The sequence below is a fragment of the Chitinophaga sp. 22308 genome (assembly GCF_052045305.1).
GTDB classification, from domain to species: Bacteria; Bacteroidota; Bacteroidia; order Chitinophagales; family Chitinophagaceae; genus Chitinophaga; species Chitinophaga varians_A.
In genome coordinates this window covers 146289-161320 of record NZ_JBQEOP010000008.1, presented here as the reverse complement: position 1 = coordinate 161320, position 15032 = coordinate 146289, and the positions used below count along the sequence as shown (strand labels likewise).

Here is a 15032-nt window from a genome sequence, read left to right as displayed (position 1 = left end):
GCATAAACATGCGGTTATTCCCGCCGGCAAGGCATCTTAATTTTGCCATATAAAAAATCCGATTATTCAGTTATAACCCCGGAGACAAACAACACCCATAGTATGAAACTTTACTTTCTTCGCCCGCTGATATGGGCGGGTATTACCTGTGCCTTGTCAGTGGTGAACACAGGATGCAAAAAGGGAAATGCAAATGATGACATCGATATGTCCAAAACGCCCCGCACCAACATTACCGCCGACTTGTCCGGCGCTTCCTGGTTTGGCCTGGATGAAGCCAATATGGACACTTCCCTGAACTTTACCCTCGCAGTATATAATCCTGCCAGCGGGATATGGTTTAACAATGCGCCCACGCCGTGGGACATGCAACCCAGGCCAGGCAACGGCTTTCGCTTCACGGCCGATGGAGAGTTCGAGTTTTGCCGTTTTTCCAGCTCGGGAATGGGGGGATTAAAATCTAACGCGTTCGACTATATTAAAGGAACAGCCGAACAACACGGCGGCGAAATTGTGCTGCATCCGGTGATTCACCGCGGATGGTACCACAGCACCAGCGATCCTACCCTGGATTACAACAAGGATTTTTCCAGGGATGTGATTAAAATCAACTATGCTACCCACCGGTATACGAATGGGTGGGACCATGTAGACGTTCAATGGAATGATGGCAGTACTACCCGTTATTACCGCCACTACTATTGAGTGGGTGCATGAGCAACCTGTGTGTGTTTAGGTGATGGCAGTACGTCAGAGAAGCTTGCCTCGCAAGGCTTTGGCTACTGCTTCACTTTTTGAGTTGACGTGCATTTTTTCGTAGATGTTACGGATATGACTGCGCACGGTATCTATGGAAACCTGCATATGAGTGGCCACCATTTTATAGCTGTAACCTTCCACCAACAGCTGCAGTACGGCCTTTTCCTTATCAGACAACTTATATTCCTGTGTGGACGGCTGGTGGAAGCGGGCAAACATTTTCAATACCTGTGTGGCAATAGACGCCGTCATCGGCGCACCGCCTTCATAGACGTCTTGTATATGCGAAAGCAATTTCGCAGTGACTGTTTTTTTCAGGAGATAACCATTGGCGCCATACTTTAAGGCGTCAAAAATGGTGTCGTTATCGTCAAAAACAGTCAGCATCAGGATTTTCACGGCCGTATTGGTTTCCCTGATTTTTTTTACGGCCTCGATGCCAGACATGACCGGCATATCGATGTCCATCAGGATAACGTCCGGTTGCAGCTGGGCAATATCTTTCTCCACGGTTTCGCAATTGTTGAAAGCGGCCAGTACCCTCATATCGCTGCTCTCGTTGATCAGAATACTAAGGCTGTCCCTAAACTGATCGGTATCATCATAAATAACTATATTGATCATAAGCTGTTGATGCATGTGCTACAAATATAAAATGATAGCAGCCTGTTCTGTTAACATGTTTATGCGATAGGAACGCTTAACCTGATCAGTGTGCCTTGTCCCGGGGCGGAGCTGATGGCGAATGTCCCACGCAGCAGCTGTGCCCTGGCCTGCATATTGTTTAGTCCATGCCCTGTGCCGGTGGCGCGTGTGCCCGATGGCTGAAACCCTTTACCATTGTCTGTGATGGTAATGAGCAACAGGTTGCCGGTACGGCTTACCTCCAACGCAACATGGGTGGCTCCTGCGTATTTAACGATGTTGTTGATAGCTTCTTTACAGATAAGAAAAAGATCTCTCCTGGATTCCGGGTCTGGCTTCAGTTCCCTGATGCGGTCTGCTATATGGAAGGAATAGTCAATGCCTTTAGGCTCCAGTGCCTCGGCCATGAATTCCCGCAGGCGCACGAACATCTTGCCAAGTGTGTCATTAACCGGATTGATGCTCCAGATAATATCATCCATCGATTCCATCATACGGCCTGAACTTTCGGTGATTTTTTGCAGGTAATCCCGGGAAACACTGGATTCATCTGCTTTGTTGGCTGCCACCTGACTTAAGATGTTGATGGTGCTGAGCGAGGAACCAATGTCATCATGCAGGTCTCTCGCCAGTTTGGTCCTTACTTTTTCAATGGCGAGCAAGCGCTTTATACGGAGCGTGTGCAAGCCGTAGACCACAGCACCTGCGATGATCGCCAGCAATCCATTGAACCACCAGGTACGCCAGAAAGGAGGGTGTACACGGATAGGCAGGCGGGTAATACGGCCGTTGGCGTATCCTTCGGGATTTTCGCTTTTCAGCAGCAGGGTATAAGACCCGGGCGGCAGATAGGAGTAGACGGCCTGATTGCCGGCGGTTGTTTTCCACTGCTGGTCCAGCCCTTCGAGTTTGTAAACGATATGGAAATTATTGTCATAATTGAATGACGAAAAGTCAATCGTGATCAGGTTCTGATGGGCCGACAAATCCACGCTCCCGCGTTGCAGCAGGGAATCCACCGGAAGGGAGTGGTCCATGATGCTGAAACCGGTGATGACGACGTCCGGAAAGGTTTTGTTGCAGGTAATGCCGGCCGGATTGAATGCGATGAACTGGTTGCTGCTGCCGAAAAGGAGCCGTCCGTCTGTCAGCGCTGCCGATGCGCCCGGCTCAAAACTGTCGTTGTATATCCCTGTTGAACGGTCAAAAAATTTACTGGTTTTTTTGTTGTGGTCCAGCCGTACCAGCCCGTTGGAAGCAGTTATCCAGAGGTTGCCGTTTTTGTCCCGTTGTATGGCGGCCATGTCGGGGATAAGGGTTTCCGGCAGGGGGACAGGGGTGGCGCGCCCGGTATGTATATTATAGCTGTCGAGGTAACGGGAGAGGACCAGAATGGTGGAATCGTCATATTGTAACAGGGCCGTAATATGTTCATCCTGCAGTTGTTGGCGGTCCAGGTGCTGTATTATCTTACAGCTGCCCGTATCGATGATAAAGATGCCCCGCCCTGCGGTTGCGGCCCACATGTGTCCCTGTGGGTCGGACAGGAGGCTGGTAACAGGCTGTCTTTCGGGTATGCCCTGTATTTTACATACCCGGTCCAGTCTTCGTTGTTGCTTTTCTTTCTTAGCGAGTTTAAACAATCCTTTGCTCTGTGTGCCGATCCACAGATTTCCCGTATTGTCTTCCCGTACCTGGCGGATGGTCTGGTATTGTTGCCCGAAGGGATTGTAGTATTCCGCTTTGCCGTTGGTTTCCTGGTAAGCGTAAAGGCCGGGCTGGGCGCCTATCCAGATGGTCTGGCTGTCTTTGGCGTATGACATGTCCCAGATGAGACAGGAGGGATTGAGACCTTGTATGCGAAGGGGTATGTTGTTAAAATTGCTGTCATACCGGTGTATGCCGTTGCCCCACGTGCCTGCCAGTATTTCCTTGCCTTTTATCTGCAGGAACGACAACACCGACCGGTCGCCTGGACCGTGCCGGAGCGTGTCGCGGGGACGGATATTGCTGAACGATTGGCGTGCGGGATTGAACCGGTGTAACCCGTTGTTATTGGTGGCTATCCATATATTGCCCTCCCTGTCTTCCAGGAGGTCATTGATAACTTCATAATCAATGCCGGGGGCGCCTGTAGCAACGGGACGTATAAGGCTGAAGGTGTTTTCTTTTTCCTGGTACCGGGCCAGTATGCGTACACCGGTCAACCATATCTGGCCATTTTTTTGCATGGTGAACCGTCGTGGTTCGTTATAATTTTCTACTATAGGGATAAAATTATAAGCGTTTAACACCGGTTGGTTGTTTTTCAAATCGAAAGCATATACCAGGCCGGCAGCTGAACCATAGGGCCAGCTGCGGAGCCACAGGCGATGCTGTTGGTCGATAAAGAGATGGCTGGTATGCCGTAGACGTCCCCATTGTTCTATCAGCGGTTCCCGTTCTGTATTATGTTCCTGGTAGCTCAGCACCCGGCTTCGCCGGTTGAATACAGCCAGCCCAAAATCGCCGCTGAACCAGCATTTGCCGGTGAGCGTATCTTCTGCCATATCCCACACCTTCCAGGTTGAAGGCAGGTTATAGGAAGGCAATACAGCAACAAATCGTTGTGCCTTGTCGCTGTATTCAAAAATACCAAAGCCGTGGAGGCAGTATTGTATATGTCCGTCTGTGCCTACTTTCAGCTCCTTGTCGCCCCATTCGCTGAGGTTGATGCCTGGCACGGAAAAAGCTGTTTCCGTGAAACTGAAATCAGCGGTGTGGAAGATGCCGGTACGGCCGCTGTTGAACAGCAGCCATATCCTGCCGGCTTTATCGATAGCCACCTGTAGCAGGTTGTTTTCCGGCAGGGAGCGGGCATCCGCGGCGCGATGCCTGAAGGTGATGTAGCGGGTGCCATCATATCGTTGCAGGCCATTGGAAGTGGCCAGCCAGATATAGCCTGTACGGTCCTGCACCAGGCTGTTGACAGTATTGGCTGCAAGACCGGTGGCGGCGCTGTAGTGAGTGAAAGCATATTGAGGCGGCGCCTGGGCGCTGACAGTTCCCCAAAAAAGGACGCCGGACACCAGGCCCCGCGTAAATAACAGCTTCCATATATGCTTCGCTGGTAGTATCATCCCTTTAAAATTAGTTCAAGATAAAGAAACAAAACGGCTGCTCCACTATGGGGACAGCCGTTTGTTTTGGGATCAACTTTTGAGTTATTCCGTTTTCCTGATTAGCCGGAATTTACCAGACAATGTTTTTTTGATGATTTTTAAATTGGGGCACATGCCGGTTTCCTTGTATACCGTCGCGGTAAAGCCGCCTGTCAAATATTCCACACTGCCGTTTTTTTCCTTTTTATCAATGCTGATATACCCGGGGGATGTGACCACGTCTCCTTCACAGGGTGTGTAGCCGGGCACATAGCCGTCGCCCGGGCCGGCATTATAGACTGCCACACCGGTCCCCGGTAATTCGTCCAGGTTGTAGGGATAGATCCCGGGATTGTGTGCTGCAACGAACAACAGGATGTTGTTGGTGGTGCCATTGATATTGCCGTTGATAAACAAGCCCTGGTCATCTTCTGTATAAAAAATGCTGGTCATCACCTGTGATACGCCATTGACTTCGGCGATGAAGTAAGTCTCATCCACGATATAGATACGGGTCAGGAGGATTACCTTACCGGTGGCTGTAGGGCGGTTGGCGCCAGGTGGCAGCACATTGTATACTTCTACACTGATCTCTACCGGGTTGTGGCTGGGTATCTGCGCCGGGGCGGTATAGGTGGCGCGTTTCTGGTTAGGTTCCACAGCGAGATTACCGTCGTTGAAAAACTGCCAGTTTTTGATATTTTTTGGATTGTCTTCTGCCCGTTTTTTCCCAATCTCAACAGCGCCGCCTGTTACCAGTGGCGCCAGCAGGTCTTCACTGCTGACTTCGAGCCAGGTGCTGCCTTTGGGCTTTAGTTCATTCTGCCCGCCTGTCAGATAATATTGCGCAAAGATAGCCCAGTCGCTGAAGTGGGTGGTGGTAGCCTTCAGTGTCTTGTTAGTTTCATCGAGGGCTGTCTGCGGGATCATTTTCCAGATGCCGTCGCTGCCCTGGAAGGCGATATACAACATCTGGGCTGAAGTGGCCGCCAGATCAGCGTCGTCATACTGAAAGGTGAGTCTTACCGGCTGGGCAAAGGTCTGGCCTTCGGGCAACAGGCGGTAACCTTTGCCCGGGCTTCCGGGCAGGGTATTGGTAATAGGCTGGATAGTGAAGTCGGTTTCTTTGGTGACAGCGCCTGCGGGGATTTCCATTTGCAGACGGCCATCGGCGGAAGCCAGCGTGCCGCCGGCAGGGCCTATTTGGGCATGTACGGCATCGCCGGCAGCAACGCCTTTTTCGCGGACTTCGCCGTGTTCTGTTGTAGGTTCAGGCGTCGCCTGGTCTTTATCGTTTTTCTTACAGCTATAAAGGCTTAGCAGCAGTATGGTATATACTGCCATTCTCTTCATGACGGAATACATAATGTTTAACTTTTATTATTGGGGTCAACTTTACTGTGAAAAGTAAAACGGCTTGGTGCTGCGCATAAGTAGTAGCGCTCAAACATACCGGTACGATTTTCCCGGTAAAAACAAGGATTACATTTTGTGCGCGCTCACATTGAGTTGCAGTTCCACATCTTTATGGATGTATTGCTGGCCGGCAGGGTCGGAGGCATAAGTCATGCCCCACAACGTACGGTCAATGCTGAAGGCAGCGGCTATGTCCATCTGGTCACCACTGATACGGATATACGCCGGAAAAGTAATGTTGTTGGATTTGCCAAGCATGGTGAAGCTGCCTTCCACCTGAAAATTGGGCGTGGGCACATTCGTATTGCCTTCGCCGTTATAAGGCTGTACTTTCAGGATACGGAAAGATGCTTCGGAATATACGGCAATATTGAAAAAATCAGCGCTCTTAAGGTGGTGCAACAGCTGCTCTTTAAGCGCTGGGTCAGGGATATTGAAGTTTTTAATGGAAGCAATGGGAAATACAATATTGCCACCGGTTACCACGCCGTTTTGGGTTTCAATACTGCTGGCGCCCACGTCAAAAGAGCCGTTGTTGAAGCCATTGTCCATGACGCCTTTCCAGTTGATGACTGCGCCGGTATTTAAGGTATAGTTTACCGGGCCGTTATTGTTTCTGTCTTTTGTGCAGGCTGACATCACTATAACGGATATCATCGGAACCACAAGGAACGCACGTGTCAGTTTGGGAATCATTATTATTTTTTTAGGATGATTTTCCCGGTATCCCGGGCAATAAAAAGGTGATGGGGAACAGTCAATGGTGAATTGTTTTACAGGAACAATACGCCATACTTTTGGGTCAGTTGCCTGGCCATATTTTCCAGGTAGGCTGGCGGCGGCATTCCCGGGTTTTGCGACACCTGCGGCATATCTGTGCAGGGGGTGCTGAATTCCACAAAATAATCGAGGAAGTGGCCGGGGGTGATCAGCGTCAGGAACCGGGCGGTGGGCGTAGTCAGCGCAAAATGATGCGGTACCATCCTGGGCGCAAATACGCTGTCACCGGACTTGCCGTGAATACATTGTTCCCCGATATGAAAGGTGATTTCCCCTTCCAGCAGATAAAAGGTTTCATCCTCCCGTGTATGCATATGAGTAGGAGGTTCTACGCCTTTGGGCAGCGATATGTCTATCAGGGAAAAATTGCCCTGTGTTTCTGTTGCGGATACCAGTGTGCGGAAATAGCCGCCGTTGTATTGCCGGTAAATACCGGCGGGAATGATGGATGCAGGGGTTACAGTGTTTTGCATAATTTATTCTTTTATGATGCAAAGATGGACAGATTATAACGGAAAAGCTTGTACGAAACCGACCTGCCTGGACCTGTTGAATATTTTTGTTTCGGAAGATGATCGACTGGCAGATGTCTGCAAAGTGTTTTATAAAAAGGCCGCATCCTTGAATGCGGCCTGCGGTATTTGGGGCTATAAAATAAGTTGCAGGTTATACAAAACACTTTCCGTTGGTAACAAATAATTCGGTGGCGCTCGCTGCCAGCAGCTTCGAAGGCGGCACGCCTGCAATGGCCTTAAAATCCCTGGAGAAATGCGCCTGATCATAATAACCTGCATCATGCGACAAGTGATACAGCGAAATATTACCGTTGGTTTTTATTTTCGTCAGGGCTACGTTCAGCCGGATGATTTTACTCAGCTCTTTGGGTGACAACCCCACCCGGGTATGGAACAGTCTCTCTAAATGACGGCCGCTGATGCCCAGCTTATCTTCCAATTGACTGATCCCAATGTTGCCATGATGTGCGCGTAGTTGGTTGACGGTATAATCCACATAGTCCACCAGTTCGGAAACGGGTTGCAAGCGGTCTTCCAGAAAGCTGTTCAGCGCGGTAATCCGCTGTCGGTCGTCGCCAGCCTCGTGCAGTTGTTCCAGCAACTGAAGAACTGGTTGACCCCATACCGCCTCCAGGTCGAGGCTGGGCACATTGGTAAACTCCCGCATGTTGCAGGGTAACAGCGGATGTACACCGCCGGGCTTGAACTGAATTTTGACCAGCCGGGTGTGCAGTGTGAATTTCAGCCAGAGAGGCCGCGTTAATTGTCCCACCATGAAAGCCTTTTGGGTGGCTTGCATCTCGAACTGCGGACCTTCCAGGTTATAATAGTGCTGATCGCCATAAAGAAAAAGCATAGATGTTTGTCCAAACGGGATCAGGCGCCAGACGGCGTATTCCTGTGGCGCGTTCCTCCAGTCAATGTCCACTACCAGGTAGTTGTCAATATATTGACTAAGCCGGGGACTGGGCATGTAAATGTCTGCTTTCATATCAGTGTGACAGTAAAGACTGCAAAATTAGCTGATAGTGGAAGCGCTGTTACTACATAAATATGCGGTTGTTTGATATAAAAAGGACGCTCACCATCGTAAGCGTCCTTTTTAATATATCGTGTTGAAAAACTATTTCAAAGCCAGCGGCCTTACGTCCTGGACCAGTGTCAGCAGGAACTTGCCGGGTTCTTCCATCATCATCAGATGGGAGGAGTTCTCAAACCACACACCTTTTTTATAGGGGGCTTTTACTTTTTTCAGCCAGGCGTCGGTAGGTTCGGAAGGAGTAGTGTAGTCATGTCTGCCCATGAACATCAGCACGGGGATGGGGAATTCCTTTACATGCTTAAAATCCACTGCCAGGAATTCGTCCATTACGCGGCCGAGGGTGAAGATGTTGCCCTGGTCGATGGCGTCTACGTCTTTCTTATCATATTCCGGCGACATCAGCGGCGCATTGAAGAAATACGCCGGCACGGGCCTGTAGGCGGCGAGGCCTCCATATTCCTGTGGCCACTTGCGGGCGATAATGATCCGCTCGCGGGTGATAGGCTGGTTGCCGGGATAGGGAGCGATAGATTGCAGCTCCCTGATGGCGACGGTATCTTTCCGGCGCATCGCTTCTTTCAGGCCAAATTCAAAACTCACCCGCTCATTGTCGACCGTATTGATGTTCTGGCCTGTGCCAACATATACATAAAAGAGGTCAGGACGTTTGAGGGCTGCCCGCATGGCGATGATAGTGCCCCAGCTATGCCCCATCAGCACCAGTTTCTTTTTATGGTATTTCTGACGGATTTGTTCGGCCAGTTCAATGCAGTCGTCCACATAGCGGTCAATATGAAGCGTGGCGCCGAGGTTGGTGGTGTCATTGGCCAGGAAGCTCTTGCCGGAAGCGCGCTGGTCGTATTGCACCATGGTGAAATACTCTTCCAGCGGCCGTTGCCATGTCCAGGCTACCGGCGCCATAGGAGAGGCGGGACCGCCATGTACGAAGAGGATAACAGGATTGTTGCGGTCCTGGCCCCGTACAAATACCCATTGTTTGGTACCGCCGAGCGTGGCTTCAAAATTTTCCTGGACACCGTTTGGGCTCAGAATTTTACTTAAACCGGTGATCAGTTTTTTGCCGCCGGCATATTTGTCGGTGACATCGTTGTTTTGTGCATGGGCCGCGAAAGGGGAAGCCAGGATAATAGCCAGGAAAAGCAGCAGCTGTGGCAGATGCTGACAAGTGTTGGCACGCAGGTGATTTGGTTGCATGTGACAGGTTTGTAGTGTCAGGTAGTAAATAAATAAGCAAAAACGTAAAACGGGATTAAACTTATTGATTTTTACGTTAATGGACAAATTAGGGGTGCCGGAGGGAAAGGCTTCTTTTTTTGATGCTTTTAATATTAAATTTACCGGTGCCCTGTGTAGGGGAGTTTGATTGTCTGATATCTTACATAGAATGAATGAACAGGAACTGCTAAAGCGGCTTGCCGTTGGCGACGAGGCGGCGTTTACAGCGATCTATCTGCAATACCATGGTGGTATTTATACCTACCTGTTGAAATTTACCAAAAATCCGCTGCTCACAGAAGATCTGGTGCACGACGTTTTCCTGAAGATCTGGGAGATCCGGGAACAGCTGGACATTAAGTCGTCTTTTGCCGCCTATCTGTACCGTCTTGCCCGTAATGCGGCGCTTACCCAGCTAAACAGGCTTACGCTGTTCGATGCCGTAAGGGACGAGGTGATGCACCGGGTGTCCCTGGGTATCCATGAGCCCTCCGTGCTCAATGCGGTGGAGCAGAAACAGTACGAGGAGCTGTTGCAGCGCGCCATCGATAACCTGCCGCCGCAGCGCCGCGAAGCTTTTATCCTCTGCCGCCAGCAGGGGAAAAGTTATGAGGAGGCCGCCGCACTGATGAATATTTCCCGTAACACCTTTAAGCAGCACCTGTCGCTGGCCGTGAAATCCATCCGGGAATACCTGCTGGAACATGGCAGCATTTCCTTGTTGATGCTGCTGATTGCCATGAAATAAAAAAAGGAAAATTTTTTTTCCGGACCATCCACCCATTTCTTTTACTCATTAGTCTTATTAGTATGGAACCAAATAAATTTCCTGCGGACCTGTTGCAAAAGTACCTCGACGGCACCCTTACGGGCCCGGAGAGTGAAGTACTGTTTGCCTGGCTGAAGGAAAATCCGGCAGCAGCGGATAGTGAAGCGATGGAGAGCATGCTGCAGGCCAGTTATGACGCGTCTTTTGCAGAACCGGCGGCTTTACCGCCGGGCGCCACGCAGCGTATACTGGACAGACTGATGGTGTCTGTGGCCGCGGAAGATACCGCCGTGGTGCAACTGCCGCTGTGGCGGCGCACCTGGGTACGGTACGCAGCAGCGGCGGTGCTGGTGGCGGCTATCGCCGTTCCTGCCGCCCGGATGCTGACCAGCCGGAAAAAGACAGTGGTGCCACCGCCTGTGGCCATCACCAGCGGTACCAACCGCGCGGTGCTGAAACTGGCCAACGGGAAAGAAATTATGCTGGACAGTACACATGGCAGCATCGTACAGGAGCCTGGCCTCACCGTACGGAACGACAGCGGCCGGCTGAATTACCAGGGGGCCACCGCTGCCATGGAATATCATACATTGACCACGCCACGGGGCGGACAATACCGCATCACGCTGCCCGACGGTACGGCCGTATGGCTGAACGCCGCCTCCAGCATCACATACCCGACAGCTTTTACGGAGAAAGTCCGTGCCGTTATCATCACCGGCGAAGCCTACTTTGAAGTGGCCGCCAATGCACGGCAGCCTTTCCGCGTGGACGTGGACGGCAAAGCCTCCGTGGAGGTACTGGGCACACAGTTTAACGTCAACGCCTATACAGATGAAAACAGTATCCGTACCACGCTGGTAGACGGCAGTGTGCGGGTACATCACCGCCAGGCATCGGTGGTACTGAAACCCGGTCAGCAGGTGGCCATAGCGGCCAACGGCCTGCAACTGGTAGAATATCCCGATATGGAGATGGCGGTGGCATGGAAAAACGGCTCCTTCCAGTTTGATCATGCCCACCTGAAAGAAGTGCTGCGGCAAATGGCCCGGTGGTACGACGTGACCGTCGTATATGAACCCGGCAGCGCAGACATAGTCTTCAGCGGAGAAATAAAAAGAGACCTGGACCTGACACAGGCGCTGACCGTGCTGCAGAGCATGGGCGTCCGCTTTAGGATAGAAGGGAAACAACTGATTGTAATGCCATAAAGCAACCATAATAGAAATTAAGATTAACAAGCAACAACAGGTGAGCAGGTGAACATGCCGGCCTTAGTGGTCAGGGCCTGGTATGTCCCGGAACGGAAGGCCCATCGGGCTTAACGGCGGAGCCATGCCCGGCCACTTCAGCCACCGGTTATTATTTATCAACCAAAAATATGTTATGCCAGAATTGAGACGTCCAAAGCGGTATATACCGTGGAAGCAGCTGGGACTGTTACTGCTGATAGCAGCCATGGGACTGCCGCTGAAGGGATTATCCCAGACTATGAATTACAGCAGCAAAAAAGTAACGCTGCAACAGGTGTTCGCAGAAATAAAAAAACAAACCAGCCATGTAGTGGTATTCAATCCGGAGCAGGTGGACGTAACGCAAACTGTTCCGGTGAATGCCCACAATCAGCCGCTGGACGCGTTTATGAAAACGCTGCTGGCCAAAACGCCGCTGAACTTCACAATTGTAGGCACTACGATCGTGGTGTTCCGGAAAACGGACACGCCGCCAGAGTTGAATACACCACCGGCAGCCGTGGAAATCACAGGGGTAGCGTACGATGAGAAAACATCTCAGCCGATACCCGGTGTCAGCGTCTTTGCCAGCGCGTCCAACAAAGGCACCCAGACAAACGACAAGGGAGTGTTCTCCCTTAAAAATCTGAAAGACGCAGAAATACTCACCTTCTCCAGCATTGGCTATGAGAAGGTGAGCATGGCTGCGGGACAGCCCGGCGTGATGATGTACGTGAAAATGAAGGTGGCCACCAATGAGCTGGACCAGGCCGTGGTACAGGGATATGGTGTTACCAGCAAACGTCTTGCTACCGGTAATATCACCCGCGTGAGCGGTGCCGAAATTGCGGCGCAACCAGTCTTGAACCCGCTGCAGGCCTTACAGGGCAAGGTGCCCGGGCTGCTGATCACACAAACCAGTGGTTATGCCAACTCCCCCGTAAGACTGGAAATCAGAGGACGGAACTCCCTCGGAAAGGGCTTTCTGTCTGATCCGCTATATATCATTGACGGTGTACCGTTGACCGTACTGAATGTGACCAGCTTCACCAAAAACACTTCACCGGGATTTGTGCAGGGCGGCATTTCCGTTACCGGCGGCCAAAGTCCGCTGTTTGGCCTGAGCGCTAAAGACATAGAAAGCATCGAAGTGCTGAAAGACGCTGATGCCACCGCTATCTACGGCTCCCGTGGCGCCAATGGTGTCATCATCATCACCACTAAAAGAGGAAAAACAGGAAAGACTACTTTGTCGATCGATGCCAAAGAAGGGATTGTCACCGTTCCCCGCAAATGGCAGCTGCTGGACACACGCCAGTACCTGCAAATGCGCCGGGAAGCGTTTAAAAACGACGGTGTGACGCCCAATGTTGGCAATGCGCCCGACCTGACATTGTGGGATACCACCCGTTATACCAACTGGCAGAAAGAAGTGCTGGGCACCGGCAAACTGACTACCGTATCTGCCAGTCTTTCCGGTGGCGACAGCCGCAATACTTTTTATGTGGGCGCCAACTATGGCCGCCAGGTGGACATATTGAACAAGAGCGGCGCCTCACAAAAAGCGTCCCTGATGTCCCGCCTCCGGCATAGCAGCGTCGATCAGAAGTTCAGCATCATGGTGGGCACTACTATCGGTTATACAAAGGCGGATGCCATCGCCAACAATCCTGCTGTGATGTATCTGGCCCCCAATGCGCCGCCAGCATTTGACAGCAAAGGCGATCTTAACTATGCGGAATGGAACGCCAGCCCGGGCGTACAATTCCCGTTTGCCTACCTGCTGCAGAAAAACAACAATCAGACAAACCAGTTCGATGGTAATATGGAAATCCGGTATGAGCTGTTCAAAGGACTCATCTTCAGCACCACCGGCGGATACTCCTATGTCTCCGGAAACAATAGCAGCTTTATACCTATCGCCTCCCAAAATCCGATACTGAACCCTGTTGGATCAGCGTTCTTCGGCAACACACGCAATACCAACTGGATACTGGAGCCACAGCTGGCCTACAGCCGTTTCGTAGGCAAGGGCGACCTCTCCGTACAGGTGGGCACCAGCTACCAGTCAGCTGCCACTAACGGCGGGACGACAATTGGCTTCGGTTATGGTGACGATGCCTTGCTTGGCAGTATCTCCAATGCCCCTATCCAAACGGCTACTGAAAATGTGGCCCGCTATAAATATGCCGCCGTATTTGGCCGTATCTCCTATAACTGGGACAATAAATACATGATGAACCTCAATGCCAGAAGGGATGGGTCTTCCCGCTTTGCGCCGGGACGCCAGTACGGCGACTTCGGTTCTGTCGGCCTGGGATGGATCCTGTCTGAAGAGCCCTGGATGAAAACAGTATTGCCATCATGGGTCAGCTTCCTGAAACTCCGCGGCAGCTATGGTATCACTGGTGGCGATGGATCTATCGGTGACTACCAATACCTGTCACAATGGGGCGCTGCCCTGTCAGGCACTATGCTAATGAGCAAATATGATGGCATACAGCCTTATGCGCCCATCCATGCCATGAACCAGGATTACCACTGGGAGGCCAACAAAAAAATGGAAGGCGCGCTGACCGCCAGCTTCCTGAATGACCGTATCAGCCTGGAAGTGGCCCACTACCGCAATCGTACTAACGATCAGGTGACCAGCCTGCCCACACCGCTTTTTACCGGTTTTGGCAGTGTGACCGCCAACTGGGCGGCAGTAGTGCAGAACAGCGGATGGGAAGGCATGCTGCGCGCCAACCTGGTGCAGCAAAAAGATTTGTCCTGGTCAGTGTCTTTTAATATCTCCCGTAACCGCAACAAGCTGGTGGCGTACCCCGGACTGGAACAGTCGCCCTACTATGGCGTGTACAAAATAGGGCAGTCCCTGTCTACCCAATATTTCCTGCATTATCTCGGCATAGATCCGCTGACCGGCAAACACAGTTTTGTTGATTACAACAAAGACGGCAAACTGGATATCGCGCAACCTAATCCGGATGCTACCGTCACGGCCGACCGCTATGTGGCCATCGATATAGCGCCTAAATACTATGGCGGTTTCAGTTCACAGTTTACCGTGAAAGGAATAACGCTCGATCTGTTCTTTGATTACAAAAAACAACTGGGCACTGATCCTTTCGCCGGTATTGTACCGGGCGGCCTTACCAACCTGCCGCTGGAAGCACTGAACAATCACTGGTCCAGGCCGGGAGATAATGCCAAATATGCCAGCTACTCCGCTTCAGGCGCCAGCTACCTCAGCGTATCTGACGGCGCTTTTATAGATGCTTCTTATGTCCGCCTGCGCTCACTTTCCATCAGTTACAGTCTGCCGGACAAGCTGGTGAAAAGAGCCCGTATGGAAAGCTGCCGTGTGTTTATGCAGGGGGAGAACATTTTTACCATCACCCGTTATCCCGGCTTAGATCCGGACCAGCAAGACCTCCTGGCGCTTCCGGCTCCGAGGACTATCATCGGTGGTGTAACGCTTAACTTTTAAATGATCAG

Annotated in this window: 11 protein-coding genes; 4 read left to right on the top strand and 7 right to left on the bottom strand. The window is 51.4% G+C overall.

Annotated features, from left to right (window positions below):
• Positions 1 to 102 precede the first annotated feature (102 nt).
• The gene (locus ACTJJS_RS29200) at positions 103 to 705 is read left to right on the top strand and encodes a hypothetical protein (protein ID WP_440667136.1); all 603 of its coding nucleotides are present in this window, start codon (positions 103 to 105) and stop codon (positions 703 to 705) included.
• 45 nt (positions 706 to 750) lie between these two features.
• Here ACTJJS_RS29200 and ACTJJS_RS29195 read toward each other — a convergent pair whose 3' ends face one another.
• From ACTJJS_RS29195 to ACTJJS_RS29165, 7 genes are all read right to left on the bottom strand, one after another.
• Positions 751 to 1398 carry a response regulator gene (locus tag ACTJJS_RS29195; protein WP_440667134.1) on the bottom strand — a complete coding sequence of 216 codons (648 nt, stop codon included), beginning with the start codon at positions 1396 to 1398 and terminating at the stop codon, positions 751 to 753.
• Between the two features lie 44 nt (positions 1399 to 1442).
• Positions 1443 to 4523: a sensor histidine kinase gene (locus ACTJJS_RS29190; protein WP_440667132.1), complete on the bottom strand. Its 3081-nt coding sequence runs from the start codon at positions 4521 to 4523 to the stop codon at positions 1443 to 1445.
• 84 nt (positions 4524 to 4607) lie between these two features.
• Positions 4608 to 5897, bottom strand: a complete 1290-nt coding sequence (locus ACTJJS_RS29185; RefSeq protein ID WP_440667130.1) for a hypothetical protein — start codon at positions 5895 to 5897, stop codon at positions 4608 to 4610.
• A gap of 129 nt (positions 5898 to 6026) precedes the next feature.
• The gene (locus ACTJJS_RS29180) at positions 6027 to 6656 is read right to left on the bottom strand and encodes a YceI family protein (RefSeq protein WP_440667128.1); all 630 of its coding nucleotides are present in this window, start codon (positions 6654 to 6656) and stop codon (positions 6027 to 6029) included.
• 77 nt (positions 6657 to 6733) lie between these two features.
• Positions 6734 to 7213 carry a cupin domain-containing protein gene (locus tag ACTJJS_RS29175; RefSeq protein ID WP_440667126.1) on the bottom strand — a complete coding sequence of 160 codons (480 nt, stop codon included), beginning with the start codon at positions 7211 to 7213 and terminating at the stop codon, positions 6734 to 6736.
• Positions 7214 to 7406: 193 nt separating this feature from the next.
• Entirely contained in the window at positions 7407 to 8246 is an 840-nt protein-coding gene (locus ACTJJS_RS29170) for an AraC family transcriptional regulator (protein WP_440667124.1), read from the bottom strand.
• Between the two features lie 132 nt (positions 8247 to 8378).
• Complete coding sequence (locus tag ACTJJS_RS29165) at positions 8379 to 9512, bottom strand: alpha/beta fold hydrolase (protein WP_168873680.1); 1134 nt, start codon at positions 9510 to 9512, stop codon at positions 8379 to 8381.
• Between the two features lie 190 nt (positions 9513 to 9702).
• On the opposite strand from ACTJJS_RS29165, the gene ACTJJS_RS29160 reads away from it, so the two are divergent.
• From ACTJJS_RS29160 to ACTJJS_RS29150, 3 genes are all read left to right on the top strand, one after another.
• Entirely contained in the window at positions 9703 to 10281 is a 579-nt protein-coding gene (locus ACTJJS_RS29160) for an RNA polymerase sigma factor (RefSeq protein WP_168873681.1), read from the top strand.
• A gap of 62 nt (positions 10282 to 10343) precedes the next feature.
• Positions 10344 to 11513: a FecR domain-containing protein gene (locus tag ACTJJS_RS29155; protein ID WP_440667122.1), complete on the top strand. Its 1170-nt coding sequence runs from the start codon at positions 10344 to 10346 to the stop codon at positions 11511 to 11513.
• A gap of 175 nt (positions 11514 to 11688) precedes the next feature.
• Complete coding sequence (locus ACTJJS_RS29150; protein ID WP_440667120.1) at positions 11689 to 15024, top strand: SusC/RagA family TonB-linked outer membrane protein; 3336 nt, start codon at positions 11689 to 11691, stop codon at positions 15022 to 15024.
• The last annotated feature ends 8 nt before the right edge of the window (positions 15025 to 15032 follow it).

Coding starts and splice junctions, on each gene's coding strand:
- ACTJJS_RS29200 (WP_440667136.1), top strand. CDS start 103: ATGAAACTTTACTTTCTTCGCCCGCTGATATGGGCGGGTATTACCTGT.
- ACTJJS_RS29195 (WP_440667134.1), bottom strand. CDS start 1,398: ATGCATCAACAGCTTATGATCAATATAGTTATTTATGATGATACCGAT.
- ACTJJS_RS29190 (WP_440667132.1), bottom strand. CDS start 4,523: ATGATACTACCAGCGAAGCATATATGGAAGCTGTTATTTACGCGGGGC.
- ACTJJS_RS29185 (WP_440667130.1), bottom strand. CDS start 5,897: ATGAAGAGAATGGCAGTATATACCATACTGCTGCTAAGCCTTTATAGC.
- ACTJJS_RS29180 (WP_440667128.1), bottom strand. CDS start 6,656: ATGATTCCCAAACTGACACGTGCGTTCCTTGTGGTTCCGATGATATCC.
- ACTJJS_RS29175 (WP_440667126.1), bottom strand. CDS start 7,213: ATGCAAAACACTGTAACCCCTGCATCCATCATTCCCGCCGGTATTTAC.
- ACTJJS_RS29170 (WP_440667124.1), bottom strand. CDS start 8,246: ATGAAAGCAGACATTTACATGCCCAGTCCCCGGCTTAGTCAATATATT.
- ACTJJS_RS29165 (WP_168873680.1), bottom strand. CDS start 9,512: ATGCAACCAAATCACCTGCGTGCCAACACTTGTCAGCATCTGCCACAG.
- ACTJJS_RS29160 (WP_168873681.1), top strand. CDS start 9,703: ATGAATGAACAGGAACTGCTAAAGCGGCTTGCCGTTGGCGACGAGGCG.
- ACTJJS_RS29155 (WP_440667122.1), top strand. CDS start 10,344: ATGGAACCAAATAAATTTCCTGCGGACCTGTTGCAAAAGTACCTCGAC.
- ACTJJS_RS29150 (WP_440667120.1), top strand. CDS start 11,689: ATGCCAGAATTGAGACGTCCAAAGCGGTATATACCGTGGAAGCAGCTG.